We start from the raw sequence: 25,832 nt of genomic DNA on the forward strand, positions 1-25,832 counted from the left end.
CGGTTATCGGGGAGCACGTTATACTGTAGCGCTCATTCGCTGAGGCTATTGACGTGCTTTCCACGCTTAAAAAAACCCTGGTCTCCTTCCTGTTGTTGTCTGTCGCTGGTTGCTCGACGGGCCTGCGCATCGACCGTAGCCATCCCTCGGTCAACCAGGACAACCGCATCCAGTTCGTTGTCCTGCACTACACCAATGCTTCACTGGAGCGTTCCCTGGCGTTGCTGACCCATGGCGAAGTCAGCAGCCATTACCTGATTGGTGATGGCCCGGCGACGGTGTACCAGCTGGTGGATGAAAGCCGCCGTGCCTGGCATGCCGGTGATAGCCAGTGGCAGGGGCGAACCTGGCTGAACTCCTCGTCCATCGGTATAGAAATCGTCAACCCAGGCTTCACCGACACGCCGAATGGCCGGGTCTGGCACCCTTACAGCGAAGCGCAGGTCCAGTCGCTGATCGCGCTGCTGAAGGACATCGTCAAACGTAACAACATCGAGCCACGGCACATCATTGGCCATAGCGATATCGCGCCGCTGCGCAAGCTGGACCCGGGGCCGCTGTTCCCGTGGAAGCGCCTGGCCGACGCCGGGCTGGGTGTCTGGCCGGATGCCAATGCCGTGGCACGGCAGCAGGCCTATTTCAGCGTCAACCCGCCAAGCGTTGGCTGGTATCAGCAGGAACTGGCGCGGTTTGGCTATGCGATCGAGCAGACCGGGGTACTGGATGTTGCCACCCGCCATGTGATCGCCGCGTTCCAGATGCGTTTCCGCCCACAGCGCTTCGATGGCATGCCGGATGCGCAGACGGCGGCGATGCTGCAGGTGCTCAACCGGATGCGTTGAGCCGTCAGCGAGGCTGCGCGGCCCCTGTGGGAGCGGGCACGCCCGCTCCCACAGGGGCCGCGTAGCGCTTGCAAATCGAGTTCTCTGCGACAGCGCAGTCTTGGCCGGTGGCCATCTCCCAACAAGCAAACGAAGCGCCAAACGGCGAAGGTGATTCCCGATTCAGTTGCTATACCTTAGTTATCAACTGGATGCCTTCGATGTCAGCCTTCATCGCCTTGCTGCGCCAAATTTTTTACCGTCCCTGGATGCTGGCCACATTGGCAGCACTGGCCAGCGCGGCACTGTTGCTCTCCGCCAGCATCGGCATTGCCCTGCAACAGATGAAGCAAAGCGAGAGTGCACAGATGAACGCCCAGGGCGAGCGCTTTCTTGAGCGCCTCGAGCAGGTGTTCGGCCAGTTGCGCGAAGGCGTCGACCTGCTGCAGGCGCAGCCCTTGCGCGGCTGCAGCCCGGCGATGCTGACGGCATTGCAGCAGGTAGGCCTGAGTTCACGCTTCATTTATGAAGCCGCTTACGTGGATGGTGATGTCGTCTGCTCCAACCGCGGTGATGAGCGCGCGTTCGAACCCCTGCGGGCCCCCGACATCCAGGGGCCGACCTACAGCTACTGGCTGAACACCACGACCGAACCGAACGAGAACCTGGCCGCGCTGATGCTGGGGCGGGGCAAGTTCGTGGTCTCCACCTCCCGTGGGCACCTGACCGATGTGGTCGACCTGCCCCCGGGCGGCAGCCTGGTGGTGGTGCTGGACAACGGCACCAGGGCTATCCCCGTACTGGGCCCGCCGCAGGTATGGCCGCCGCCCTCGGCCTGGTCGACCAGCCACAAGTCACTGCTCGAACTCAGCGACCGCCTGATCTACCGTATGCCGACCAAGTCACCGGACTACCAGCTGGTGCTGATTGCCCCCCGGGCGAGCCTGCCGTTGAGGATGAACGGCATGCTCTGGCTTCTGTTCCCCGGCAGTGTACTGGCGGCCTGCTGCATCGGCTGGCTGGTGCTGCAACTGATCCTGCAGCGGCGGTCGATGAGCTCCGAATTGCAGAATGCCTTGCGCCGTGGCGAGCTGCAGGTGCTCTACCAGCCGATATTCGAACTCGACAGCCGGCGCTGTGTGGGTGCCGAGGCCCTGGTGCGCTGGCGCCGCCCGGATGGCACCCTGACCAGCCCGGACCTGTTCATCCCGTTGGCGGAAAACACCGGGCAGATTCGCCAGATCACTGACTTTGTCCTGCAGCGTGTGCTGGAACAGCTAGGGCAACTGCTGCGCTCGCACCCCAACCTGTACATTTCGGTGAACCTGGCGGCCTGCGATGTGATGGTGCCGCGCATTGGCCGGGTGGCGGCGCGCTTGCTGGCTTTGCACCGGGTGGCGGCCAGCCAGATTGCCTTCGAAGTGACCGAACGCGGCCTGATCGACGTGGTGGTGGCCCGCGACAACCTGCAGGCGCTGCGCGCGGTGGGGCATCAGGTGCTGATCGACGATTTTGGTACGGGTTATTGCAGCCTGGCCTACTTGCAGACCCTGCCGGTGGACTGCCTGAAGATCGACAAGGCCTTTATTGATGCCTTGGGGCATGACGCCGCCAGCAGCGGAGTGGCCCCGCATATCATCCGCATGGCTCATGACCTGCACCTGCGGGTGATTGCCGAAGGCATCGAGTGTGAAGACCAGGCGGTGCTGCTGAACAGCGAAGGGGTCAATTATGGCCAGGGCTGGCTGTTTGCCCGGCCATTGAATGCCCGGCAGTTTGCCGAACTGGTGACCCGCGGACGGCTGCCGCGGCGGGTTGAGCATTGAGCGATCCTGCGTCGGCCTCATTCAGACCGGCAGCGCCATGTAGAACTGGGTCCCCTGCCCCGGCCGGGAAAATACGCCCATGCGCCCGCCGTGCAGCTGCACGATCTCTTTGCACAACGCCAGGCCCAGCCCGGCGCCGCCTTTCTTGCGCCCTACCTGTACGAAGGGCTCGAAGATGCGCCCCTGCTGCCCATAGGCAATGCCTTCGCCGTTGTCCTCGACACTGATGATCACTCGCTCCGCATGCCGTCGTGCGTGCAGGCGGATACGCCCGCCGTTGGCGGTATGGCGGATGGCGTTATTCAACAGGTTGTCCAGCACCCGGTCGAGCTGGGCGATGTCGGCCTGGATACGCGGTAGCGGCGGCTCCAGTTCCGTGATCAACTCGATCTGCTTGTGCGCCGCCGGTTCGGCAAAGCGCCGTTCTACACGCTCCAGCAGCTCGTCGATGGCGCAGGGGGTCAGGTCGAGCTTCTGCATCCCGCTCTGGTAGCGGCTGAAGTTGAGCAGGTCGTTGATCAACTGGGTCAGGCGCTGCATTTCCTCGCCGATGGTTTCCAGCAGGTCATGCTCGCGCGCCTCGGGCGGGAACTTGAGCCGCTCGCGCAACAGGCCGAAGGCCATGTGCATGCCGGTCACCGGGGTGCGCAGCTCGTGGGACGCGCGCAACACGAACTCGCTGCGCACGCGTTCGAAGGCTCGCTGCTCGGTGACATCGTGCAGCACCATCACCGCGCCAAGGATCGGCCCTTGCGGGTGGCTGACCGGGGTCAGGCTGTAGGCGAGCAGGCGCGTTTCGTCATCGACCTCCATGCTCAGGTCGTCCGGCTGGCGGTCGAGATTGCCGCCGCGCAGTACCTGGCGTAGCTGCTGTTCCAGCTCCGGGCGCTGCAGGGCTTCGGCCAGGCTGCTGCCCACACGGCTGTCGGTCCAGCCCAGCTGGCGCTGGGCAACCGGGTTGAGGTGCTCCAGGCGGCCCTGGCGGTTTATGATCAGCAGGCCATCGTCAATGCTGTCCAGTACGGCCTGCAAGCGTTGCTGGCCGGCCAGCAGCTCGTCAACGTTGGTGGCCTGGTGCTTGCGCAAGGCTTCTGCCATCAAGCCGAAGCGGCGGGTCAGCTGATTCAGTTCGGTGGCCTGGGTGACCGGCAGGGTGACATCGAAATTGCCCTTGCCCAGTTGATCGGCCGCCTTGGCCAAGGCTTCGATCGGCTGGCCGAAGCGCCGGGCGATGTTGTGCGCGGTAATGAAGCCCAATACCAGCACCACCAGGCCCATCAGGCCAAGTACGCCACTGACCAGCAGGGCGTGGTCGCGGGTGTGCTCCTCGCTGCGGGTGATGTGTTCCAGGGCCTGCTTGTGGGAATCGATCAGGTCGGTGCGCACCTGGTTGAACGCGGCGCCCAGTGGCTGCTCCACGCCCATGCTACGGGCCGGCGCCGGGCTGTCGCGGTAGGCCTGGAGGAAGGCCTGGTAATTGCTGCTGGCCTTGCTGAAGCCGGTGCGTTCGCCGCCTTGTTCCAGCCCTTGGTTGAGCAGGACCTGGAAGTTGTCCTGCAGCAACCGCAGGCTCTCCGGGGAGGTCTGGTCATCGAGGATCAGGGTCATCTGTTCGCCTAGGTTCTGGCGCAACTTCAGCCCCACTTCCAGGGCGTGGGTGGTATCGCGCACCAGTCGCTGTTGCACTGTGGCCATCTGCAGCACACTGACCAGGCCCAGCAGCAGCCCGAGCAAAGCCACGGTGATCAGCGCCGAAATGCTGAGGAAAAGCCGCGTGCGCAGCTTCATGGGCGGCCACCTCACAGGTTGTACTGCTTACGTTTGCGGTACAGGGTGGAGGCATCGATCCCCAGGGTCTTGGCGGCCTGGTCCAGGGTGTCGCTGGCGGCCAGCACCGCGCCGATGTGGGCGCGTTCCAGCTCATCCAGGCTCAGCGCGGCGCCGACGCGCGGGGCGTTGCTTGCAGGCTGTTCGCCCATGCCCAGGTGGCTGATTTCCACACGTTCCTGCGGGCAGATGATGCTGGCCCGCTCCACCACGTTGCGCAATTCTCGAATGTTGCCGGGCCAGCGGTAGTTGAGCAGGGCCGTGCGGGCTTCGTCACTGAAGCCACGGGCAGGCCGGGCGTATTCCTTGACGAAGCGGGCGAGAAAGCGATCTGCCAGCGTCAGGATGTCCTCACTGCGCTCGCGCAGGGGCGGCAGGTGCAAGGTGATGACGTTCAGGCGATACAGCAGGTCTTCGCGGAAGCGGCTTTCGCGCACCATCTCTTCGAGGTTGAGGTTGGTGGCGGCGAGGATACGCACATCGGCGCGGCGGGTGACCGGGTCGCCGACGCGCTCGTATTCCTTGTCCTGGATGAAGCGCAACAGTTTGGGCTGCAAGGTCAGTGGGAAATCGCCGATTTCGTCGAGGAACAGCGTGCCCCCATCAGCCTGGCTGACTCGCCCCAGGGTGCTTTCGCTGGCACCGGTGAAGGCGCCGCGGGTGTGGCCGAACAACTCGCTTTCCATCAGCTCGGCGTTCAGCGACGGGCAGTTGATGGTCACGCAGGCTTTGCGCGCGCGCTTGCTCCAGCCATGGATGGCTCGGGCCAGCTCACCTTTACCTGTGCCCGACTCGCCCAGGATGAGGATGTTGGCGTCGGTGGTGGCGACCTGGCGGGCGGTTTCCAGCACCGCCATCATGGCCGGGCTGTGCGAGTCGAGGCCGTCTTTGGGTTTGCGAACCTCACCTTCCAGGGCCTCCAGGCGAGCGGAAAGCTGACGCACTTCCAGCTGCTTGGCCGTAGCCAGGCGCAGCTGGTCGGGGCTGCACGGCTTGACCAGGTAATCGGCGGCACCGGCCTGGATCGCGTCCACCGCCGTGTCGATCGCCGAGTGCGCGGTGACAATCACTACTCGCATCCAGGGCGCCTGGATACGCATCTGCGCCAGCACATCGAGGCCGTTGTCTTCGCCCAGGCGCAGATCAAGGAAGCACAGGTCGAATACCTGGCGCTGCAGCAGGGTTTCGGCCTGGGCGGCGCTGTTGGCCGTGGACACGCTATAGCCTTCGTCTTCCAGGCAGTAGCGGAAGGTGCGCAGGATCGCGGACTCGTCATCCACCAGCAGAATGCGGCCTTGGTTATCCGGGGCTGACTCCATGTGCTGCGCTCCTTAAGGATAGATCTTCATTTAGTGTGGGAAAAATCGGGCAAGTTGCATGGTCAATTGTGAAGGAGCCCGTGCTTTGCATGCTAGCCAATGGCCAATCAACGCCTGGAGGCTGCGATATCCCGATGATTTCCTTAGAGGTCTACGGTGGCACATTGGTTGCGAGGAATTTTAGCTTTTGCTCTACAAAAGGAGGCACTGCCATGTCTTTTTCCATTCGCGCCGCCGTGTTGGCCGCCACCTTGCTGCCGGTTTTCACCCCGGCATTCGCCGGCCCGGTGCAGGACGCCCGCCTGGAGGGGGCACTGCAAACGGCCCTGTCGCTGAACCGCATGCTTGACCCATTTCGTATCGAGGTCGAGGTGAACGGCAAGCAGGCGCGGCTTTCCGGTGAGGTGGAGAACGAAGTCGAACGCCAGTTGGCCGAGCATGTGGCCTTGGCAACCCGTGGCATCGAGCAGGTGGACAACCAGCTGCGGGTCGATGCCCAGCTGGTGGAACGCCCGCTGGCGCTGCGTGCCTACGCCCAGCGCCTGGAGGATGCCACCCTGGCCGCGGTGATCCGTGCGCGGCTGCTATGGAGCCGCGCCACCGAGAAGGCGCCTATAGATGTACAGAGCAGCGAAGGTGTGGTGACCCTGCGCGGCAAGGTCGACAGCGCCGAGGCCAAGGAGCTGGCCGGGGTGGTGGCGCGTACTACCGAGGGTGTGCACCTGGTCAACAACCTGGTGAGCCTCGATACCGCCGCCATGGCCAAGGCCCGGGAAGTCCCGGTGGGCGCGCCGACCGGGCCGCAACCGAGTGACAGCTGGATTATCGACAAGATCCAGAACAGCTACCGCTTCAGCCGCAACCTCGATGGCCCTAACCTGAAAGTGGCCAGCGAAGAGGGTTTGGTGCGGCTTTCGGGCGAGGTGGTCAGCAGCGAGCAGAAAACCATAGCCGTGGAGATCGCTCGGCAGATCATCGGCGTGCGCGGGGTGGATGCCGACCTGCTCAAGGTGGCGACCAAGGTCGAGGGCTGATCGTGCAATTCGCACGACGACCCGGGCGGCATCGTGCAGGATACGTCCTTGCCGGGTTTGCCGTATTTCCATAACTATCTGATTTAAAAGAATTTTATTGGAAGAAAAAGGCTGGCATGCAGGCTGCAGTTACCTGTTCAGGTTTGAACAAGAACTACAGCAGGAGGAGCAGGCATGAACCGCCAATCCGTCAACCGCTTGCAGAACGCCGCACTGCCCCTGCGTCAGATGCTGTCACTCGGCCTGGCGCTGTTGCTGACCTTGGCCGCTGGCCTCTTCTATTACAGCTGGCAGACCGCGCGCCTGGCCGAGCAAGTGGCGGCGCAGACCGCCCTGTTGACGCAGATTCAGGCAACCCGTGCCAACAATCTGGTCAGGGCCGCCGACCCGCTGCCTTCCGGCCAGGCCACTGCCTCCCCGGGCACCCTGGAAAATGTCGTACCCCAGGACCGCTGGGTGTTCTGACTCGCCGGACCGATTTCGATAAAGAAAGGAGAACCACCATGCTGAGCTGGGCTATCACTTTCCTCATCATCGCCATTGTCGCTGCCGTACTGGGCTTCGGTGGTATCGCGGGCGCTGCCACGGGTATCGCGAAGATTCTGTTCATTGTCTTCCTGGTGCTGTTCGTGGCCTCTTTCTTCTTTGGACGTGGACGAGGTTGAAGATGGGCAGTAAGCGTTGGACAGCCCTGGCTGCCGCCCTGTTACTGGGTGGCAGCGCGGTGGCGATGGCGGCCAATGACGGCCAGGTCCGGGTCGACCAGCTGCTCGGTTCGGACCCGGAGTACCGGGAAACCTGGCAGGACACGATCAAAGGCGAGGAACGCCTGCCCGATTGGGTGGTCAATCTGACCGGCAGTGCCCAGCAGCAGATGTCCGCCGTTACCGAAGACGGCGACAAGTACCTCGTCGGCCCGTTGTGCGAAGGCCAGGACAACTGCACCTACAAGCGCCTGATCGTGGCGTTCAGCTGGGACAAGGACGATGCCTATGGGATGCTCGTGGAGGTACCCGAAGGTTTGCCGAACGACAAGTCGCCCACCCGCCATGCGCAGTACCGCTGGCTGGGTGAGCCGGACGACGGCATGAAGGCGATGTTGAAGGAGCAGCTAAAGCGTGACCCGAACTGGTACTGAGGGTTTGCACCCGGTACGGATGAAAAGTCATGCACTGTCACGTAATAGAAGCTGAACCTTTCTATATTTCAGGCTTCTATGATGCGCCGCCCCGAGGAGGGGCAGCGCATGACCAAGGGGCCGGGCTGTTCTGATTGTTGCAGGATCGGAGTGGCCTAGGGGTACAGGGAGTGCCTCCAGCAATGGGCCGGGTCAGGAAAGGCGGAATCGGAAGTTTCAGGTCGGCGGTGTCATAGGGGCACCTGACCAGACCTGACTTCCGAGGAGCCATGTAGGAAACGTCTCTTCCCCTGCGCGATTTCCTCTTCGAGACACATTTTGTCTCGACCGTACATCCATTTTTTTTCGACCAACCCGGTGCTTGTACAAGTGGCATTTCAGCCATTCGGATTGTCGAACAGGCCATCTTCCTTGCCCTTTCCACTCTGCCAAATCTGCCTAAATATGGCGGGTTGGTCTTGTTCGGGATTCCGAACGTTGTAAATCAAGCACTTGCGAACCTTCTGGTTTGGTCAGAAATGTTATGCATAAACGGCATGGGCTATGCGCTTCCGGCATTAGATTTCCCCCTTTGCCATCGCAATAGTTGCCGCCTTTTTCGCTGGCCCGAGCGCCCTGTCGCTCGCCTGCGGTGTCCTTACATGAAGTCGCCGGACGGAAGCATCTGCTGCTCGTGACCTAGCCAAAGGCTCTGTAACGCGCGTTTCCGTCGGGTGCCCATGACCACTAGAACAAAGGGTAAAGACATGAAGAAGGCAAAACTGAGCCTCGCCTGGCAGATCGTCATCGGTCTGGTCCTGGGTGTTGCAATCGGCGCTCTACTGAATCATTTCAGTGCAGAAAAGGCATGGTGGATCAGCAACGTCCTCCAGCCCGCTGGTGACATCTTCATTCGCCTGATCAAGATGATCGTCGTCCCGATCGTGATTTCGTCGCTGATCGTGGGTATCGCCGGGGTTGGCGACGCGAAGAAACTTGGCAGCATCGGCCTGAAGACCATCATCTACTTCGAAGTGGTTACCACCATCGCCATCGTCGTCGGCCTGGTGTTGGCCAACCTGTTCCACCCGGGCGCCGGCATCGACATGAGCACCCTGGGTACCGTGGACATCTCCAAGTACCAGGCCACCGCGGCCGAAGTGCAGCATGAGCACGCGTTCATCGAAACCCTGCTGAACCTGATCCCGTCGAACATCTTCGCAGCGCTGATGCGTGGCGAAATGCTGCCGATCATCTTCTTCTCGGTGATGTTCGGCCTGGGCCTGTCGAGCCTGCAGGCAGAGCTGCGCGACCCTCTGGTGCGTACCTTCCAGGCGGTTTCCGAGACCATGTTCAAGGTCACCCACATGATCATGAACTACGCTCCGATCGGCGTGTTCGCCCTGATCGCCGTGACCGTCGCCAACTTCGGTTTCAGCTCGCTGCTGCCGCTGGCCAAGCTGGTGCTGCTGGTGTACTTCGCCATCGCCTTCTTCGCCTTCATGGTGCTGGGCCTGGTTGCCCGCCTGTTCGGCTTCTCGGTGATCAAGATCATGCGCATCATGAAAGATGAGCTGATCCTTGCCTACTCCACCTCCAGCTCGGAGACCGTGCTGCCGCGCGTGATCGAGAAGATGGAGAAATACGGTGCACCGAAGTCGATCTGCTCGTTCGTGGTACCGACCGGCTACTCGTTCAACCTCGACGGCTCGACCCTGTACCAGAGCATTGCGGCCATCTTCATTGCCCAGCTGTACGGTATCGACCTGTCGTGGAGCCAGCAGTTGCTGCTGGTGCTGACCCTGATGGTCACTTCCAAAGGTATCGCTGGCGTACCGGGTGTTTCCTTCGTGGTCCTGCTGGCCACCCTGGGCAGCGTGGGCATCCCGCTGGAAGGCCTGGCCTTTATCGCCGGTGTCGACCGCATCATGGACATGGCCCGTACCGCCCTGAACGTTGTGGGCAATGCCCTGGCAGCCCTGGTCATCGCTCGCTGGGAGGGCATGTACGACGCCGCCAAGGGCGAGAAGTACTACGCCTCGCTGATGGCCGGCAAGCAGGAAGCCTCCATGGTTGGCGAAACCGCCAAGCGCTGAGCCTGACTGCTGCATGACCAAGAGCCCCGACTTGTCGGGGCTTTTTGTTGCCTGCGAGATCCTGGGGCCGCTTTGCGGCCCTTTCGCGACGCAAGGCCGCTCCCACAATGGCCGGCGTATAGCGAGCTCTGTGGGAGCGGCCTTGTGTCGCGATACGAGGGCGCAGCCCTCGCCTGCGGTCTCCAGCCATGCGCCCCGATACGCTATCATTCGGGCATTTTTCAGGGGGAACACACGGATGCTCAACGGCCTTTGGCTTGGCTTTTTCCTGGTGGCGGCAGTGTCCGCCCTGGCCCAATGGCTGGTAGGCGGCAACGCCGGCATCTTCGCGGCGATGGTCGAGAGCATATTCGCCATGGCCAAGCTGTCGGTCGAGGTGATGGTGCTGCTGTTCGGCACGCTGACCCTATGGCTGGGCTTTCTCAAGATCGCCGAGAAAGCGGGCATCGTCGAGTGGCTGGCCAAGGTGCTGGGCCCGCTGTTCGCCCGGCTGATGCCGGAAGTGCCACCCGGCCACCCGGCCCTGGGCCTGATCACCATGAACTTCGCCGCCAACGGCCTGGGCCTGGATAACGCCGCCACGCCGATCGGCCTGAAGGCCATGCGCGCGCTGCAGGAGCTGAACCCCAGCAGCACCACGGCGAGCAATGCGCAGATCCTGTTCCTGGTGCTCAACGCCTCGTCGCTGACCTTGCTGCCGGTGACCATCTTCATGTACCGGGCCCAGCAAGGTGCGGCGGACCCGACCATGGTGTTCCTGCCGATCCTGCTGGCCACCAGCGTCTCGACCCTGGTCGGCCTGCTGTCGGTGGCGGTGATGCAGCGCCTGCGCCTATGGGACCCGGTAGTGCTCGCCTACCTGATCCCGGGGGCCCTGTTGCTAGGTGGGTTCATGGCCTTCCTCGGCACCCTGTCGGCGGCCGCGCTGGCCAGCCTGTCGTCGATCCTGGGCAACCTCACGTTGTTTGGCGTGATCATCCTGTTCCTGGTGGTCGGTGCCTTGAAGCGGGTGAAGGTGTATGAAGCCTTTGTCGAAGGCGCCAAGGAAGGCTTCGACGTGGCCAAGGGCCTGTTGCCTTACCTGGTGGCGATGCTGGTGGCGGTGGGTGTGCTGCGGGCTTCAGGCGCCCTGGAACTGGCCCTGGACGGTATCCGCCATGCGGTGACCTGGCTCGGCCTGGACACCCGCTTCGTCGAGGGCCTGCCCACGGCGCTGGTCAAGCCGTTCTCCGGCAGCGCGGCGCGGGCGATGCTGATCGAGACCATGCAGACCCATGGCGTGGACAGCTTCCCGGCGCTGGTGGCAGCGACGATTCAGGGCAGTACCGAAACCACCTTCTACGTGCTGGCGGTGTACTTTGGTGCCGTGGGTATCCAGCGGGTGCGTCACGCGGTCGGGTGCGCATTGCTGGCGGAATTGTCCGGGGTGATCGCGGCGATCTTCGTCTGCTACTGGTTCTTCGCCTGACGCTCCCACAAAAAGCAGGCAGGGGTCAGTGAGCCGGAACGCTGGCTGCTTGCGCAATGGTCCAACTCACCACCTGCCCGGTCAGCTGGTCGCAGGCCTTGCCGAAGCCGGCAACCACCGCTGACACCTGCTTGTCGGCCAGCGGCTGGCGGATTTCGAAGCGTTTGCTGGCCAGAATACGCTGGTTGCGGCCCTGGACCAGGCGTGCGTCATAGCGGATCACCACCTCCACTGCCCCGCCCGCGTGGTATTCGGTCTGGAACGCCTGCAGCTCGCCAGCCAGCTCGTAGTCGGCTTGCAGGTTGCTGTCGTCGGCGCTCAGGCGTTGTACCTGGCCGTCACGCTGGAAGCCGTCGAGCAGGCGGTTGCGCAGCAGCACCGGCACTGCATCGCTCCAGCGCGCGCCCTTGTAGCTGCTGACCACATCGCCCTGGGGAATCACGGCAATTCGTGGCCCGGCCAGCACGTCGCTGGCCAGCGGCTTGTTCAGGCGCAATGACCAGTCCAGCGCCGGCACCGCGCGGCTGGGCTGGCTCACCGGCAGGCGGTACAGGTCGACGGGTTCGCTCTGCGGCAGGATCGAGCAGGCACTGGCCAGGCTCAGCGCGGCCGCCAGGGCCAGCAGGTGCAGCGACGGTTTCATGGCTGGAACTCCTTGTTGTTGTCGCGGCCGAGCAGGTAACCGCCAGGGTCGGCCTCCAGTTGCCGGGAAATGCCTTTGAGTGCGTTGAGGGTTTCGCGCAATTCGCGAATCGCCGGGGTCAGCTGGTTCAGACCCTGGGCACCGTCGCCGATGGCTTCGTGGTTTTCCTGGAGCAGGCGGTTGATGGTGGCGGTGCTCTCGGCCAGCGACTGCATGGCCTGCTCGGCGCTGCCGATCGCCTGCTTGCCTTCGCTGCCCAGCAGGCCGTTGGCGTTGCGCATCAGTGCCTGGGTTTCGGCCAGGGTGGCGCTGGCCTGCTTGCCCACTTGCACCAGTTGTTCGATGGCCTGGGCGATGCTGCCGTGCTGGCCGGCGAAGGCACCGGTGGTCTTGTCGAGGTTGGCCAAGGTGTTGCTGAGGTGACCAATGTTGTCTTCGGAGAACATCTGGTTGGCGTTGTGCAGCAGCAGGTTGATGTTGGTCACCAGGTCGCTGCTGTCATTGAGCAGGCGCGAAATCGGCGAGGGCGAGGCGATGATCACCGGCAGTTTGCCGTCCTTGCCTTTCAGCTCTGGGCTTTGCGGGGTACCGCCGCTGAGCTGGATGAACGAGTTGCCGGTCACGCCGGCCAGGGTCAGCTTGGCCTGGGTGTCTTCCTTTACCGGAGTGTCGGCACTCAGGCGCACCCGTGCCAGTACCCGGCGCGGGTCCTTCGGGTCCAGGCGCAGGGTAGACACGTCGCCCACCTTGATGCCGTTGTACTGCACCGGGCTGCCGCGGGACAGGCCGGAGACCGCTTCGTTGAACACCACTTCGTAGTCCTTGAAGGCATCGTCGACACTGGACTTGGCCAGCCACAGGCCGAACAGCATGGCACCGGCCACCACCAGGACGGTGACCAGGCCGATAAGAACGTGATGGGCTCGGGTTTCCATTGCTCAGCGCTCCTGCCCGGCACGGGTAGCGGCCTGCTCGGCTGCGCGCCCGCGTGGGCCATGAAAGTATTCTTGAATCCAGGTGTCGTTGGTCTGCTCGACCTCGGCAAGCGGGCCGGCCACCAGGACCTTCTTCTGTGACAGCACGGCGATGCGGTCAGTGATGGTGTACAGGGTGTCGAGGTCGTGGGTGATGAGGAACACCGACAAGCCCAGGGCATCACGCAGGGTCAGGATCAACTGGTCGAAGGCGGCGGCGCCGATCGGGTCCAGGCCGGCGGTGGGTTCGTCGAGGAACAGAATGTCAGGGTCCAGTGCCAAGGCCCGAGCCAGCGCGGCACGCTTGATCATACCCCCCGACAGCGAGGCCGGGTATTTGTCGGCGGCCGAGATCGGCAGCCCGGCCAGGGCCAGCTTCACTCCGGCCAGGTGCTCGGCATCGGCGCGGGACAGCCCGGCGTGCTCGATCAGCGGCAATGCCACGTTTTCGGTGACAGTCAGAGAAGAGAACAGTGCGCCCTTCTGGAACAGCACGCCGAAGCGCCGCTCGACCAGTGAGCGCTGCTCTTCGCGCAGGCCGGCCAAGTCCTGGCCGAACACCTTGATCTGCCCTTCGTCGGGCCGCCGCAGGCCGATGATACTGCGCAACAGCACCGATTTGCCGCTGCCCGACCCGCCGACCACGGCGAGGATCTCGCCGCGGTACAGGTCAAGGTCGAGATTTTCGTGGACGCTCTGGCGGCCGAAGCGATTGCAGATGCCGCGGGCCTCGATCACGCGTTCCTGACCACTCACCAGCCCATCTCCATGAAGAACAGGGCGGCCACCGCGTCCAGCACGATGACCACGAATATCGACTGCACCACCGCCGAGGTGGTGTGCGCCCCTACCGATTCGGCGCTGCCACTGACCTTGAAGCCCTCCAGGCAGCCGATGGAAGCGATCAGAAAGGCGAAGAACGGTGCCTTGGCCAGGCCGACCAGGAAGTGCTGCACGCCGATGTCGCTTTGTAGCAGCGACAGGAACATGGCTGGCGAGATGTCCAGTGTCAGCGCGCACACCACCGCGCCGCCGACGATGCCGCAGATCATCGCGATGAAGGTCAGCAACGGTAGCGAAATCAACAGCGCCAGTACTCGCGGCACCACCAGCAGCTCCATGGGGTTCAGGCCCAAGGTGCGGATGGCGTCGATTTCCTCGTTGGCCTTCATCGAGCCGATCTGCGCGGTGAAAGCGCTGGCGGTGCGGCCGGCCATGAGGATGGCGGTCAGCAGCACGGCGAACTCGCGCAGAAACGAAAATGCCACCAGATCGACGGTAAAGATGGTCGCGCCGAAATCGGCCAGCACCGTGGCGCCGAGGAAGGCCACCACCGCGCCCACCAGGAAGGTCAGCAGGGCGACGATGGGCGCGGCGTCCAGGCCGGTCTGTTCGATGTGCGCCACCACCGGGGTGAAGCGCCAGCGCTGCGGTTGCAGGGCGCGGCGCAGCAGGGTTTCGAGGATCAGGCCAACGAAGCCGAGCACCTGCAGGGTGTCTTGCCACAAGGCGCCGACGGCGCAGCCGATGCGCTCCAGCAGTAACAGCAGCACGTTACGCTCGGGTTCCTTGACCGGTATGCAGTAGTCCTGCACCGAGCAGTAGACGTTCTTGAGCAGTGCGCGGCTGGCGTCGGGCAGCTCGTGGGTGCAGCGTGACAGGCGTTCGGAACCGAGCAGTTCGGCCAGCAGTGAGGCACCGGCGGTATCCAGGCGGCCCAGTTGGCTGAGGTCGGCGACGGCATCGGCAGCGGCAGCGTACTGCGCGCGCAGGCGCTCGCTCTCACGCTTGAGGCTGGCGTAGTGCGCCAGGGTCCAGTCACCGGTAATGCGCAGGCAGGCCGGTTGGCTACTGGTGTCCAGGGTGGCGCTGGGGGTGGTCATCGGCTCCATGCTACTGACTCGGCGCTAAGGCTTAGGGGCTGATCATAGCGCAGCGGACATGGGCTGTTTGGTGATTATGTGCTGTCTGTTGAGGACAGAGGGCCGCAAAGCGGCCCCTTTCAATCATTGCGCCTGCGCGTCATCTATCACCTTGAAGCGCAGCACGCCGATGACCTGCCCATCCTCGGTCAGTACCCTCACCTGCCACTTGCCCACCGGGTTCGGCGGGAAGTTCTGCTTGTGGGTCCAGGCCCGGTAGCCTTCCTTGCGCCCGCCGTGGATGTCCAGAGCAATGCGGTCGACTTCCTGGCCGTCCTTTTGCCACACGTGGTAGATCCGTTCGTTCAGGCCGCGTGGCGCGTTGATTGCGGTGTAGGCGTACAGGCCGCTGCTACGGATGCGGCTGGCGGCTATTTCGTGCAGCGAATCGCCCGGCTGGCGGTTCAGCACTTCGGTGCTGACCGCCACCTCGGTCATCCACAGGGTCGCCGGTGGTACCCAGGAGCGCAGCAGCCAGCCCCCGCCGCCGACCGCCAGGGTGACCAGCACCAGGGCCACGGCGCGGCGCCAGTTGTTGATCGGGAAGCTGCTGGCCAGGCTGGGGAACGACAGGGCCATGGCCGCGATCAGGGCCAGCTTGAAGCTTTGCGCGGTGGTCAGGTGCAGGATGATCGGCAGCGCAGTCAGCAGGGCGGCGAACAGGGTCAGGGTGTGCAGCGCCAGGAACAGCCAGCGCCGCGGTGCCAGCCATTTGTAGTACAGCGGGTCGATGATCGAAATCAGCCCGGCCGCACCGAGCAGGCCGGTGAATACCAGCTGGCCGCTGTTCCAGGTGGTGGTGATGAAGAAGAACGGCAGCACGAAGAACAGCGATTCCTGGTGGATCATCTGCGTAGCGTAGCGTAGCAGCGGCTGCGGGATTTCGCGGTTGAAAGTGCGCGCGAACAGGCCGGTGAGGGTGTTTTCCAGCATCAGCCAGAGCCAGCTGACCAACATGAGCACGGCTACCCAGCTGGCCAGGCCAGCCTGGCGGTCGACCAGGATGAAGCTACCGATGCCGGAGAGGAAACCGCAGAGCGCGATGATGCCGGGGTAGCGTTTGAGCAGTTCGATGATGCGCTGGACGATGTGGGGGATTTGGGGCATTGGGGGCTACAACAGAATGGGTGAGGTGGCTGTGCTGGCCTCTTCGCGCGGGCGCGCTCGCTCCCACAGGGTCCGGGTTGCCACCTCACTTTGTGGGAGCGGGCGTGCCCGCGAAGAGGCCGGTACTGGCAAAAGGATACCGTCGTTTCACTACTCGCGTGTAGCACCGCTCGGCTTTTCCGGACCATGCCGACGCCAGCGCAACAGCCCCGCAGCCAGGATCAGCCCCAACAGCAAGGCAACCAGCCCGTAGAGTTCATCGTAGCCAAGCAAGGGCTTCTCGATACGTACATAACCATCTTCCTTGAGCAGCTGCTTCAGCGCCGCGTTGGCCTGCGCCAGGCTGACCTGGCGCAGCTTGCGCACCGGGTTGGCAAAACGCCCGTCGCTATAGTCGTTCAGCGCGCCCCAGTAGTAGTCGGCCAAGGCGCTGTTGCCCTGGGTGCTCCAGCTTTCCTTGGCGACGCTGGCGTACTTGATACGCTCGAAGGTGTTCGGGTCGAGGCCTTCCTTGCGCAGGTGGTCGAACAACTTCTGCATCACCTCGACCGCCTGGTCGATGTCCTCGCGCTCCAGGTCGGCGTTGAGGCTGAGCAGGCCTGTGTCGCCAAAGCTTTCGCGTTTTGCCGAGGGGCCGTAGGACAGCCCGTTGCGCAGGCGCAGCTGGTCGTACAGCGCCCAGTCCAGGTAGTGCGACAGCAGGTCGAGGGTGGCCTGGTGATCGTTGTCCAGCACCGGCTCGACGAACAGCCAGTGCAGCTTGACGCTGTCACCCAGCCAGCCGCGGGTCAGGTTGCGGCGCTGTTCAGCTTGCTGGCCGATGCTTTCCAGGGTGCGGCGTTCCTCCGGCTCGGTGGCGGGCAGTTCGCCAAAGGTGCGCTCCAGGTAGGCCGGCAGCAGGCGGTCGAGACCACCGACCACGATCAGGGTCATGTTGTTGGCCGCATACCAGCGGTCACGCAAGGTGGTCACCTGCTCCAGGGTCATGTCGTCGAGGTTGGAGCGCTCCGGGCATTTCAGGCCCAGTTCGGTGGCCAGCTGGTCACTGGCGGGGTGGCCGATGTCCTGGCGGTCGAGCCAGCGCTGCAGGTGGCCATAGTGGCCGCCATCCTCGCGCTCGATGATGCGCTTGGCGGTGGCCAGGGTCTTGGCATCGATGCGGGTGTCACGAATCACCGCCAACAGCAGGTCAAGGATTTTGCGCTGGTTGCGCGCCGGGGCTTCGATGACGAAGGTGGTGTCGGCGCTGCTGGTGTAGGCGTTCCATTCACCGCCCAGCGATTGCAGGCGCTCTTCCAGGCCGCCCTCGCCGGTTTCGTCGATGCCGCTGAACAGCAGGTGTTCGAGCAGGTGCGGCAGCTCTTTCTGCTCGCAATTGAAGTCATCCAGGCCGACGCCGACCACCAGGCGGATCGCCACATGGTCACGTTCATAGCCGTTTTTCAGGATGACCTGCAGGCCATTGGGCAACAGGTAACCTTCAACCCGCGAGCGGTCGAGGGCGAATGAGGGCAGGCTGCAGATCAGCAGGCAAACGAACATCAGGCAACGCATGGGCGAGCTCGGGTCCTCAGGTAGGCGAAATCACGGCAGACGGGCTTCGTCCGGCACGCTGTCGAGCATCAGCCCGCCCGTGTCCGAGCCGCCCAGTACCACATAGGCACTGCTACAGAACAAAGAGTTCAACCGCTTCATGTCGGCGATCAGCTCCAAGTGTAGCGAACTGGTCTCGATACTTTGCACTACCTTGCGCTGCAGGCGGCTGACATGGGCGTGGGCAAGGCGCCGTTCCTGGGCGCGAAAACGGCGTTTTTCCCGCAGCAGCAAGCGGGCGCTTTCCGGGTCGGCACTGAGGAACACCGACAAGCCCAGGCGCAGGTTGGCCAGCAACTGTTCCTGCAGGCCGGTCAGCTCCTCCAGCCCCACCTGGGAGAATTCCCGGCGTTGGCTGGTTTTCTGCTGCTGGACCTTGCGTAGCATGCGCTCGATCAGGTCGCAGGCCAGCTTGAGGTTGATTGCCAGCTCGATGATTTCTGCCCAGCGGCGGTTGTCCTGTTCGCTGAGGTCTTCACGCGACATCTGCGCCAGGTACAGCTTGATCGCGCTGTACAAGGCTTCGGCGTCCTCGCCCAAAGCGCGGACCTGCTGCGGCAAGGCAGTCTGGGTACCACGCAGGGCTCCGAGCATGGCTTCAAGCAGGCTGTCGACGATATCGCCCAGGCGCAGGGTTTCGCGGGATGCGTTGGCCAAGGCCAGGCTGGGTGTTTCCAGCGCCGAGGTGTCGAGGTGGCGCGGGCGTATCTGGCCGTTGCCGTTTTCCCGTTCGGGCAGCAGGGCGTTGCACAGCCGGCCCATGGGTTTGACCGTGGGCAGCATGATCAGGCAACGCAGCGTGTTGTAGAGCAGGTGGAAGCCGATGACCAGCTCCTGCGGGCTGAAGCTCAGTGAGTCCATCCAGCCCACCAATGGGTGCAGTACGGGGATGATCAGCAGCAGGCCGATCAGCTTGTACAGCAGGCTGCCCAGGGCCACCCGGCGCCCGGCGGCGTTTTGCATGCTGGTGCTGATGAAGGCCAGCAGCCCGCTGCCGATGTTGGCGCCGACCACCAGGCCGATGGCCACCGGCAGGCTGATCACCTCGGCACCGGCCAACGTCGCGGTGAGCAGCACAGCGGCCAGGCTGGAATAGGAAATCATGGCGAACAATGCGCCGACCAGTGCGTCGAGCATGATGTCGCCGGTCAGCGAGGCGAACAGCACTTTCACGCCCTGGGCGTGGGTAATCGGCGTAGCTGCCTGCACGATCAGCTCCAATGCCAGGATGATCAGGCCAAGCCCGATGCCTACCCTGCCCAGCTGGCCAGCCCGCGTCTGCTTGCGCGAGAGGAAGAAGATCACACCCAGGAAGATCAGCAGTGGCGACAGCCAGGAAAGGTCCAGGGTCAGCACCCGTGCCATCAGCGCGGTACCCACGTCGGCGCCGAGCATGATCGCCAGGGCCGGGGTCATGGCCATCAGGCCCTGGCCGACGAACGAGGTGACCAGCATGGCAGTGGCGTTGCTGCTTTGCACCATGGCCGTGACCAGAATGCCGGCGACGAACGCCAGCGGGCGCTTGTTCATGTTCTGGCCGATGATGCGCCGCAGGCTCGAGCCGAATACCCGCAGGATGCCGGTACGTACGATGTGGGTGCCCCAGACCAGAAGCGTAACGGCCGAGAGCAGGTTGAGCAGGGTCAGCATGGCGACGGCCCCCTGTTGCATTGGCCCAGCGGGCCAAGAGAAGAAGCGTGAGCGTTTGAAGAATTTTCAGTGCTCACTCAAAGCTTTAGTTGTTTTGCGTAGCTGTCGCCAGCTTCGCATGGCTGTCTGTGATTTGAAACACATGGGAAATGAATGATTGCCTGTGCCGGCCTCTTCGCGGGCACGCCCGCTCCCACAGATACCACACCACCCTCAGGGCCTGTGATATCCCTGTGGGAGCGGGCGTGCCCGCGAAGAGGCCAGTACAGCAAACGGCAGAATTCAGTGATCCGGGCATGAAAAAGGGCCCCGAAGGGCCCTTTGTGTCCTGCACTTCCTGATCTTATTGACCCGGAATGTCCTTGCGCAGTTTCACTGGCTCATGCTCTTTGCCGTTCTTGCGGGCCAGGGCGGTGCGCATGCGGATGTTGATGGCTTCCACCGCCAGCGAGAACGCCATGGCGAAGTAGACGTAGCCCTTCGGCACATGCACGTCGAAAGCTTCGGCGATCAGCACGGTACCGACCACGATCAGGAACGACAGTGCGAGCATCTTCAGCGACGGGTGCTTGTCGATGAACTCGCTGATGGTGCCGGCGCACAGCATCATCACCAACACGGCGACGATGATCGCGGCGATCATTACCGGTACATGGGACACCATGCCGACCGCCGTGATCACCGAGTCCAGCGAGAACACGATGTCGATGATGGCGATCTGGATGATGGTATAGAAAAACTTGCCACCCGCGCCTTTCGGCTCTTCCGGGTTCTCGTCCTCGCCTTCCAGGCCGTGGTAGATCTCTTGCGAGCTTTTCCACAGCAGGAACAGGCCACCAAAGAACAGGATCAGGTCACGCCCGGAAATGCCCTGGCCAAACACCACGAACAGGTCGGCGGTAAGGCGCATGACCCAGGTGATCGACAGCAACAGCATGATACGGGTGACCATGGCCAGGGCCAGGCCAAAGATCCGGGTGCGTGGCTGCATGTGCTTGGGCATGCGGCTGACCAGAATCGAGATCATGATGATGTTGTCGATACCGAGGACGATCTCAAGCGCAGTAAGGGTAAAAAAGGCAACCCAGATTTCCGGGCTGGTCAGCCATTCCATGTGTTTTCCTTCGAACGGTAAAGGCGACGCGTCCGGATCAGGGGCGCGTCGCGTTGGGTAATACGCGTTTATTAAAGACTACTGAACAGCGGGAAAATGCCCATCAGCAGCGCGGCGAGCATTATGCACAGGCACACCAGCACTGCCCACTTCAAGGTGAAGCGCTGATGATCGCCAAACTCGATGCCGGCCAGGGCCACCAGCAGGTAGGTGGAGGGTACCAAGGGGCTGAGCAGGTGTACCGGCTGCCCGACGATCGACGCACGGGCCATTTCCACCGGGCTGATGCCGTAATGGCTGGCGGCTTCGGCCAGCACTGGCAGCACGCCATAATAGAACGCGTCGTTGGACATGAAGAACGTGAACGGCATGCTCACGATCGCTGTGATCACTGCCAGGTAAGGGCCCAGCGCCTCGGGGATGACCGCCAGCAGGCTCTTGGACATGGCGTCGACCATGCCGGTGCCCGACAGGATCCCGGTGAAGATGCCGGCGGCGAAGATCAGCCCGGTGACCGCCAGCACGCTGCCAGCATGGGCCGCGATGCGGTCTTTCTGCTGCTGCAGGCACGGGTAGTTGACGATCATGGCGATGCTGAAGGCGATCATGAACAGCACCGGCAGCGGCAGCACACCGGCAATCAGCGCGACCATCAGGGCAGCGGTCAGGGCGCCGTTGAAGTACAGCAGTTTAGGCCGGCGCGCGTCCGGGTACTGCGAAACGGTGATTTCGCTGTGATCGATGTCGTCGGTGGGCAGGTGCAACTCGCCCAGGCGGGCACGTTCGCGCCTGCCGTACAGGTAGGCGATGGCAAGGATTGCCAGCACGCCGAACAGCATGGCCGGGATCATCGGCACGAAGATGTCCGACGGGTCCACGTGCAGGGCGCTGGCGGCACGGGCGGTCGGGCCGCCCCAGGGGGTCATGTTCATCACCCCGCCAGCGAGGATGATCAGGCCGGCCATGATCCGTGGGCTCATGCCCAGGCGGCTGTACATCGGCAACATGGCGGCGCAGCAGATCATGTAGGTGGTGGCGCCGTCACCGTCGAGCGAGACCACCAGGGCCAGTACTGCGGTGCCGACGGAGACTTTCAGTGGATCGCCCTTGACCAGCTTGAGAATCTTGCGCACGGCCGGGTCGAACAGGCCGGAGTCGATCATCAGGGCGAAGTAGAGAATGGCGAACATCAGCATCACGCCGGTAGGCGCGAGCTTGCTGATGCCCTCGAGCATCATCGGGCCGATCTTGGCGGAAAAACCGCCGAACAGGGCAAACAGGATCGGTACCAGGATCAGCGCGATCAAGGCCGACAGGCGCTTGGTCATGATCAGGTACATGAAGGTGATGACCATGGCAAAGCCGAGGAAGGTCAGCATGGCAGTACTCCAGGCGTGGCGCGGCGAAAGGAAAGTCGATTCGGGCGAATCAGCGCGTATGGCGCTGTGCGGGGAGCATGCGGAGGGTGGCTACGGAAAGTCGGGCACAGGAAAACATCAGAATCACCATTGTTGTTGTTGATTGGGCCGGGCGCGGTGGTTACCGGGTGCCCTGGCTGACCGGTCTTGTGCCGGTAGTGGGGGGCTATCCTATGAGGGCAAGCTTTCAGCCAGCTTTCGCCGAAGCAAAGGCGACGAGAGGTAGGTGATGCAGGAGGTGACCGAGGGTGGCTGCCATTGTGGCGCCTTGCGTTATCGGTTGGAGGGCGACCTGACGGACATTGCCCACTGCCATTGTTCGATCTGCCGGCGGGTCAGCGGCGGGCTGGTGGTGACCTGGCTCACCCTGCCCCGCTCGGGGTTCCGGTGGTTGGCGGGCGAGCCGAACTGCTATGTCGCGCCGGCCAGTTGCAGCCGGTACTTCTGTGGGCATTGCGGGGCGCATGTAGCGCTGCTGACCACGCATAGCCCGGACACGGTGGATGTGACGGTGGCGACCCTGGACCACCCGGAGCGGGTCAGGGCCAACCGGCATATCTGGGTGGGTAGCCGGTTGCCTTGGTTGCATCTGGATGAGGATTTGCCTTCGGAGGCGCAGGAGAACCTGTAGGCCTTGTGCTGTCTGTGCCGGCCCTTTCACGGGTAAACCCGCTCCCACAGGTGCGGCGCAGATCTCAGGTGCTGTACAGATCCTGTGGGAGCGGGCATGCCCGCGAAGAGGCCGGCACAATGGTCGTTACAATTGCAGGCCACCGGCGGCCTTGTGCAGTGCCCGCAGATGTTCGCCCACCTGCTTCACATTGGCTTCCACCGCCGCAATTTCCCTGGCCCGCGACGGCTCCAGCAGCGCCCTCACCTCTTTGTCCAGGCTCGTGCTCAAGCGCAGCAACTGCGCCTGCCGCTCGCTGCTGACCTGCTCCAGGTGCTTGCGCTCCTGCGGCTGTGGCAGCCCGTAGCCTTTGCTATCGAGCAACTCTGCCGGGCGGCTGAGGAAGCCACTGTTGGCCAGCATCTGCCGGAGGGTCGCATCGGCCTTGCTGACGCTGCCATCGTTCCGCGCGGCGGCATTCAGGTAGCGCTGCTTGACCTCTTCCTGGGCCAGCAGCAGTTGCCGGCGCAAGCTGGCCTGTTCAAGCAGCAGCAAGGCGGCGCTGGTGCGCAGGTCGGCCTGGGCGAACCAGCCCCGACGTTGCTCGGCGTCCAGAGCCAGCCAGTCTTCGACCTTGGCCTGCTTGATTGGCAACTGTTTCTTCAACACCTCGAACATGGCCTGGTAACGGTCGCGGTAGGAGTCGAAGCGATAACCCAGGCGCAGCGCCTCGCGGGGGTCGTCGAGCACGCTGGTGTCGGCCAGCCCCCTGCCCTTGAGCACGGCCAGCAAGCCATTGGGCATGATGCTGTCGAGGTCGTTCAGGCGTGGGTTGGCGGTGCCGCTGCGCAGCAGCTTCAACGACTCCACTGCGCAGTTGTTGGACAGGAACCAGTAGTTGCCGTCGTAGCTCCAGTGCATTTCGGCGGCCTGGCGCACCAGGTTTTCGATCTCCTCGCGGCTGAGCCGCAAGGGTACCGAGGCCAGGCTGCGCAGCTCGGTCTTGGTGTATTCGTCGATCACCTGGCCCAGCGGCAGCACGAACAGTCGCGAGGGGTAGGCGCCGACCAGCCCGTCCCAGCTGGAAAGCTGCACATCGTTGACAAAGGCGCGGTACGACAGCACCAGGCTCTGGTCGAGGTCCAGGCGGCAGTCCGGCCCGCGTGGGCGGCCTGGCTTGCAGATCACCAGGCGCAGCATGCTGTGGCCCCAGCGGCTGACCAGGTTCTGGTTGGCTTCGGCCAGCAGGTAATCCACCTCATAGACCCGCTCGGGGTCGATTTCGCCCAGCGGCTGGCGGGCGAAGTCGCTGCCGGCATTGATGAACGGCAGGCCTTTGGCGCAGCTGTCCTGTTGCGGTGCCCAGCCGAAGTGCTCACGCAGGTACTGGTTCAGCGCCGGGCGGCGGCAACCGTAGCTCGGGTCGAGGAGGAAATACTCCATGTTGACCGCGATGTACTCCTTGGGGCTGCTCAGTTCATAGCTGTCGGGGCTGCGCACGAACTGGCCGTTGTGCTGCTCGCGCTCGCCGCGTCGGCCCACGTACTGCTGCCACCCGGCCAGGTCGAGCAGGCGCGGGTCGTCGCTGAGGGTAAAGCGGCGCTCGGCCTGGCCACGGCATGCCTCGGGCAGGCCGACCTTGCCCAACGTGCCTTGCTGGCGCTTGCAGCGGGTGATCAGCGCGCTGTCGGCGTTGGGCCACAGCCGGGCGCGGTCGTAGATATGAGTGAGCTCGTGTAGCACGGTGGCCAGCAGTTCTTCACGCACCGTGCCATGCGGGCGGTTGGTGCGCTCGGTGGCGGCACTGCCATCGGTGAGGCTGGGCAGCAGGCGGCGATTGAGTTCGAGGGTGGACACCAACGATGCCTGGCCATAGGCGTCGGCCGGCATGTTGTCGCTCCAGCTGACCTGCACGCGGCGGTTCAGCTGTTGCTTGAAGCGAGGGGGCAGCTTGCCCAGGGCCTCGTCGAGCAGGGCCTGGGTGGCTTGGGCCTGCTGCGAATCAAGGCCGGACGCCTGCAGCGCGAGCTGCAGGTCGGCCAGGGCGGGCGTGCCGAGCAGCGTCAGGGCGCAGCCGAGCAGCCAGGCGCGCACGCGGTTCACAGCGCGAGGATGGCTTCGGCCAGTACCTGGTCGCTGGCGTCGCGCGCTTGCGGCACGCGCTCGCGCAGGGTGTTGAAGGCGGCCTCGAGCTGGGCGCCGCGAATTTCACCGTTGCTGGCGACAAAGCTGGCGGCGTCGTCATGGGCTTCGCGCACCACTTTGGAGTCGCGGATCGAAGTGGTGGTGTCAGAGGTGAAATCGATCGAACGGCCAAAGGCCCGCACGATGATATTGCTGGTGGCCACCAGGGTCTGTGCCTGGGCCAGGTCGGCCAGCAGCAGCATGCCGAGGGTAGCGGCAATCAGCGGTTTACGCATGGAGCATCTCCGAAAAATACAGGGAGTCAGATGTAGTTATTGGACGAGAATTGCCTGCGCCAGTTCCAGATCGCCGACGCGTTGCCGTGCGCAATTGTGGCGTAATGATTCCAGCGCTGCTTCAAGCCGCGCACCGCGGATCTGGCCGTCGCTGGCGACGAAGGCAGCGGCATCGTCGTGGGCCTGGCGGACCAGTTTGCGGTCGAACGGTGCGGTGGTGACCTGGCTGGTGACATAGCCGGTGATGACCAGCCCTTGCGTGGTGGTATCCATGGCATGGGCGCTGGCCACGCCAACAACGGAGAACAGCAACGGCAACAGATAACGCATGGGCTCTACGACAGCTGGAAACGTGGGCGGCAAAGGTGAGTACGGCTGTGCTGGTAGTGACCAGCACAGCTGAACGGTTCAGCCGGGGTCAGAGCGCCAGGATGGCCTGGGCCAGTTGTGCATCGCTGGCCTGCAGGGCAGGCATCTGCGAGCGGATGTGCAGGAAAGCGCTTTCCAGCTTGGCGCCGCGGATGTCGCCCTGGCTGCCAACGAAGCTGGCGGCGTCGTCACGGGCGGCCTGGACGATCTTGTCGTCACGGAACGAGGAGGAAATATCGGAAGTGGCATCGGTGGACGCGGCCACTGCGCCAACGACGGCGTCAGTGGTGACAACGAAGCTGGTGGCGTTTGCGGTGCCGGCCAGGCTCAGCATCAGAGCGGCGCCAATCAGGTATTTGCGGGACATGATCGTGGACTCCTGGACTAGGGTCGGGTGGTTCTGTTTATCGGACGCTCACACAGCTCGTCGCGGTACTTTCAACAGTGCGTTCTACCAGACTGTTACACCAAGCGTATCACGCGCCGGTGTTTCTGGATGTTAAT

At 63.5% G+C, this 25,832-nt stretch carries 24 protein-coding genes; 9 read left to right on the forward strand and 15 right to left on the reverse strand.

Features of this window, described 5'->3' with window-relative positions; translation table 11 throughout:
• Positions 1-53: 53 nt before the first annotated feature.
• Together ACIQYU_RS22975 and ACIQYU_RS22980 are read left to right on the forward strand one after the other, a co-directional pair.
• Positions 54-842, forward strand: coding sequence for an N-acetylmuramoyl-L-alanine amidase (locus ACIQYU_RS22975; protein WP_207831515.1), 789 nt, complete (start codon positions 54-56; stop codon positions 840-842).
• 200 nt (positions 843-1,042) lie between these two features.
• Positions 1,043-2,647 (forward strand): EAL domain-containing protein, encoded by a 1,605-nt coding sequence (locus ACIQYU_RS22980; protein ID WP_207831517.1) that lies wholly within the window; start codon positions 1,043-1,045, stop codon positions 2,645-2,647.
• Positions 2,648-2,668: 21 nt separating this feature from the next.
• Here ACIQYU_RS22980 and ACIQYU_RS22985 read toward each other — a convergent pair whose 3' ends face one another.
• Positions 2,669-4,435 carry a KinB sensor domain-containing domain gene (locus tag ACIQYU_RS22985; RefSeq protein WP_207831519.1) on the reverse strand — a complete coding sequence of 589 codons (1,767 nt, stop codon included), beginning with the start codon at positions 4,433-4,435 and terminating at the stop codon, positions 2,669-2,671.
• Between the two features lie 11 nt (positions 4,436-4,446).
• Positions 4,447-5,793 (reverse strand): sigma-54-dependent response regulator transcription factor AlgB, encoded by a 1,347-nt coding sequence (algB, locus tag ACIQYU_RS22990; RefSeq protein ID WP_207831521.1) that lies wholly within the window; start codon positions 5,791-5,793, stop codon positions 4,447-4,449.
• 212 nt (positions 5,794-6,005) lie between these two features.
• Between algB and ACIQYU_RS22995 the strand changes: the two genes are divergently transcribed.
• The 6 genes from ACIQYU_RS22995 to ACIQYU_RS23020 all read left to right on the forward strand — a co-directional run bounded on the left by ACIQYU_RS22995 (position 6,006) and on the right by ACIQYU_RS23020 (position 11,508).
• The gene (locus tag ACIQYU_RS22995) at positions 6,006-6,827 is read left to right on the forward strand and encodes a BON domain-containing protein (protein ID WP_207831523.1); all 822 of its coding nucleotides are present in this window, start codon (positions 6,006-6,008) and stop codon (positions 6,825-6,827) included.
• A 174-nt stretch (positions 6,828-7,001) separates the two neighbouring features.
• A complete protein-coding gene (locus ACIQYU_RS23000) occupies positions 7,002-7,292 on the forward strand; it encodes a hypothetical protein (RefSeq protein ID WP_233688233.1) in 291 nt (96 codons plus the stop codon).
• A gap of 38 nt (positions 7,293-7,330) precedes the next feature.
• Entirely contained in the window at positions 7,331-7,492 is a 162-nt protein-coding gene (locus ACIQYU_RS23005) for a DUF1328 domain-containing protein (protein ID WP_003252966.1), read from the forward strand.
• Positions 7,493-7,494: 2 nt separating this feature from the next.
• Positions 7,495-7,965, forward strand: a complete 471-nt coding sequence (locus tag ACIQYU_RS23010) for an inhibitor of vertebrate lysozyme family protein (RefSeq protein WP_233688234.1) — start codon at positions 7,495-7,497, stop codon at positions 7,963-7,965.
• Between the two features lie 746 nt (positions 7,966-8,711).
• Complete coding sequence (gene gltP, locus ACIQYU_RS23015) at positions 8,712-10,040, forward strand: glutamate/aspartate:proton symporter GltP (RefSeq protein ID WP_207831529.1); 1,329 nt, start codon at positions 8,712-8,714, stop codon at positions 10,038-10,040.
• Positions 10,041-10,278: 238 nt separating this feature from the next.
• On the forward strand, positions 10,279-11,508 hold the full coding sequence (locus tag ACIQYU_RS23020; RefSeq protein ID WP_063912382.1) for a nucleoside recognition domain-containing protein: 1,230 nt from the start codon (positions 10,279-10,281) through the stop codon (positions 11,506-11,508).
• A 25-nt stretch (positions 11,509-11,533) separates the two neighbouring features.
• Here ACIQYU_RS23020 and ACIQYU_RS23025 read toward each other — a convergent pair whose 3' ends face one another.
• The 9 genes from ACIQYU_RS23025 to ACIQYU_RS23065 all read right to left on the reverse strand — a co-directional run bounded on the left by ACIQYU_RS23025 (position 11,534) and on the right by ACIQYU_RS23065 (position 21,890).
• Positions 11,534-12,151 (reverse strand): ABC-type transport auxiliary lipoprotein family protein, encoded by a 618-nt coding sequence (locus tag ACIQYU_RS23025; protein ID WP_207831531.1) that lies wholly within the window; start codon positions 12,149-12,151, stop codon positions 11,534-11,536.
• On the reverse strand, positions 12,148-13,086 hold the full coding sequence (locus tag ACIQYU_RS23030; RefSeq protein WP_207831533.1) for an MlaD family protein: 939 nt from the start codon (positions 13,084-13,086) through the stop codon (positions 12,148-12,150). The genes ACIQYU_RS23025 and ACIQYU_RS23030 overlap by 4 nt, the downstream gene beginning before the upstream one ends.
• Before the next feature lie 3 nt (positions 13,087-13,089).
• On the reverse strand, positions 13,090-13,881 hold the full coding sequence (locus ACIQYU_RS23035) for an ABC transporter ATP-binding protein (RefSeq protein ID WP_207831536.1): 792 nt from the start codon (positions 13,879-13,881) through the stop codon (positions 13,090-13,092).
• Positions 13,878-15,017, reverse strand: coding sequence for an ABC transporter permease (locus tag ACIQYU_RS23040; protein ID WP_207831538.1), 1,140 nt, complete (start codon positions 15,015-15,017; stop codon positions 13,878-13,880). Before ACIQYU_RS23040 ends, ACIQYU_RS23035 begins: the two co-directional genes overlap by 4 nt.
• Before the next feature lie 114 nt (positions 15,018-15,131).
• Positions 15,132-16,154: a DUF5924 family protein gene (locus ACIQYU_RS23045; protein WP_207831540.1), complete on the reverse strand. Its 1,023-nt coding sequence runs from the start codon at positions 16,152-16,154 to the stop codon at positions 15,132-15,134.
• Between the two features lie 150 nt (positions 16,155-16,304).
• Complete coding sequence (locus tag ACIQYU_RS23050; RefSeq protein WP_333956818.1) at positions 16,305-17,708, reverse strand: pitrilysin family protein; 1,404 nt, start codon at positions 17,706-17,708, stop codon at positions 16,305-16,307.
• A 30-nt stretch (positions 17,709-17,738) separates the two neighbouring features.
• Complete coding sequence (locus ACIQYU_RS23055) at positions 17,739-19,397, reverse strand: Na/Pi cotransporter family protein (protein WP_207831545.1); 1,659 nt, start codon at positions 19,395-19,397, stop codon at positions 17,739-17,741.
• A 343-nt stretch (positions 19,398-19,740) separates the two neighbouring features.
• Positions 19,741-20,511: a TerC family protein gene (locus ACIQYU_RS23060; protein ID WP_207831548.1), complete on the reverse strand. Its 771-nt coding sequence runs from the start codon at positions 20,509-20,511 to the stop codon at positions 19,741-19,743.
• Between the two features lie 71 nt (positions 20,512-20,582).
• Entirely contained in the window at positions 20,583-21,890 is a 1,308-nt protein-coding gene (locus ACIQYU_RS23065; protein WP_207831550.1) for a CitMHS family transporter, read from the reverse strand.
• Positions 21,891-22,158: 268 nt separating this feature from the next.
• Between ACIQYU_RS23065 and ACIQYU_RS23070 the strand changes: the two genes are divergently transcribed.
• The gene (locus tag ACIQYU_RS23070; protein WP_233688236.1) at positions 22,159-22,560 is read left to right on the forward strand and encodes a GFA family protein; all 402 of its coding nucleotides are present in this window, start codon (positions 22,159-22,161) and stop codon (positions 22,558-22,560) included.
• Between the two features lie 126 nt (positions 22,561-22,686).
• Here the strand turns inward: ACIQYU_RS23070 and ACIQYU_RS23075 are convergent, their stop codons facing one another.
• The 4 genes from ACIQYU_RS23075 to ACIQYU_RS23090 form a co-directional block, all read right to left on the reverse strand.
• The gene (locus ACIQYU_RS23075) at positions 22,687-24,642 is read right to left on the reverse strand and encodes a DUF4105 domain-containing protein (protein WP_207831554.1); all 1,956 of its coding nucleotides are present in this window, start codon (positions 24,640-24,642) and stop codon (positions 22,687-22,689) included.
• Positions 24,639-24,959 carry a DUF2388 domain-containing protein gene (locus ACIQYU_RS23080; protein ID WP_015268501.1) on the reverse strand — a complete coding sequence of 107 codons (321 nt, stop codon included), beginning with the start codon at positions 24,957-24,959 and terminating at the stop codon, positions 24,639-24,641. The genes ACIQYU_RS23075 and ACIQYU_RS23080 overlap by 4 nt, the downstream gene beginning before the upstream one ends.
• Positions 24,960-24,995: 36 nt before the next feature.
• Positions 24,996-25,289, reverse strand: coding sequence for a DUF2388 domain-containing protein (locus ACIQYU_RS23085; protein ID WP_233688238.1), 294 nt, complete (start codon positions 25,287-25,289; stop codon positions 24,996-24,998).
• Positions 25,290-25,377: 88 nt separating this feature from the next.
• Positions 25,378-25,695, reverse strand: a complete 318-nt coding sequence (locus ACIQYU_RS23090; RefSeq protein ID WP_025337247.1) for a DUF2388 domain-containing protein — start codon at positions 25,693-25,695, stop codon at positions 25,378-25,380.
• Positions 25,696-25,832: the final 137 nt, after the last annotated feature.

Source organism: Pseudomonas sp. NPDC096925 (genome assembly GCF_044762545.1).
Lineage (GTDB): Bacteria > Pseudomonadota > Gammaproteobacteria > Pseudomonadales > Pseudomonadaceae > Aquipseudomonas.

Coding starts and splice junctions, on each gene's coding strand:
- ACIQYU_RS22980 (WP_207831517.1), top strand. CDS start 1,043: ATGTCAGCCTTCATCGCCTTGCTGCGCCAAATTTTTTACCGTCCCTGG.
- ACIQYU_RS22985 (WP_207831519.1), bottom strand. CDS start 4,435: ATGAAGCTGCGCACGCGGCTTTTCCTCAGCATTTCGGCGCTGATCACC.
- algB (WP_207831521.1), bottom strand. CDS start 5,793: ATGGAGTCAGCCCCGGATAACCAAGGCCGCATTCTGCTGGTGGATGAC.
- ACIQYU_RS22995 (WP_207831523.1), top strand. CDS start 6,006: ATGTCTTTTTCCATTCGCGCCGCCGTGTTGGCCGCCACCTTGCTGCCG.
- ACIQYU_RS23000 (WP_233688233.1), top strand. CDS start 7,002: ATGAACCGCCAATCCGTCAACCGCTTGCAGAACGCCGCACTGCCCCTG.
- ACIQYU_RS23005 (WP_003252966.1), top strand. CDS start 7,331: ATGCTGAGCTGGGCTATCACTTTCCTCATCATCGCCATTGTCGCTGCC.
- ACIQYU_RS23010 (WP_233688234.1), top strand. CDS start 7,495: ATGGGCAGTAAGCGTTGGACAGCCCTGGCTGCCGCCCTGTTACTGGGT.
- gltP (WP_207831529.1), top strand. CDS start 8,712: ATGAAGAAGGCAAAACTGAGCCTCGCCTGGCAGATCGTCATCGGTCTG.
- ACIQYU_RS23020 (WP_063912382.1), top strand. CDS start 10,279: ATGCTCAACGGCCTTTGGCTTGGCTTTTTCCTGGTGGCGGCAGTGTCC.
- ACIQYU_RS23025 (WP_207831531.1), bottom strand. CDS start 12,151: ATGAAACCGTCGCTGCACCTGCTGGCCCTGGCGGCCGCGCTGAGCCTG.
- ACIQYU_RS23030 (WP_207831533.1), bottom strand. CDS start 13,086: ATGGAAACCCGAGCCCATCACGTTCTTATCGGCCTGGTCACCGTCCTG.
- ACIQYU_RS23040 (WP_207831538.1), bottom strand. CDS start 15,017: ATGGAGCCGATGACCACCCCCAGCGCCACCCTGGACACCAGTAGCCAA.
- ACIQYU_RS23045 (WP_207831540.1), bottom strand. CDS start 16,154: ATGCCCCAAATCCCCCACATCGTCCAGCGCATCATCGAACTGCTCAAA.
- ACIQYU_RS23050 (WP_333956818.1), bottom strand. CDS start 17,708: ATGCGTTGCCTGATGTTCGTTTGCCTGCTGATCTGCAGCCTGCCCTCA.
- ACIQYU_RS23055 (WP_207831545.1), bottom strand. CDS start 19,397: ATGCTGACCCTGCTCAACCTGCTCTCGGCCGTTACGCTTCTGGTCTGG.
- ACIQYU_RS23060 (WP_207831548.1), bottom strand. CDS start 20,511: ATGGAATGGCTGACCAGCCCGGAAATCTGGGTTGCCTTTTTTACCCTT.
- ACIQYU_RS23065 (WP_207831550.1), bottom strand. CDS start 21,890: ATGCTGACCTTCCTCGGCTTTGCCATGGTCATCACCTTCATGTACCTG.
- ACIQYU_RS23070 (WP_233688236.1), top strand. CDS start 22,159: ATGCAGGAGGTGACCGAGGGTGGCTGCCATTGTGGCGCCTTGCGTTAT.
- ACIQYU_RS23080 (WP_015268501.1), bottom strand. CDS start 24,959: ATGCGTAAACCGCTGATTGCCGCTACCCTCGGCATGCTGCTGCTGGCC.
- ACIQYU_RS23085 (WP_233688238.1), bottom strand. CDS start 25,289: ATGCGTTATCTGTTGCCGTTGCTGTTCTCCGTTGTTGGCGTGGCCAGC.
- ACIQYU_RS23090 (WP_025337247.1), bottom strand. CDS start 25,695: ATGTCCCGCAAATACCTGATTGGCGCCGCTCTGATGCTGAGCCTGGCC.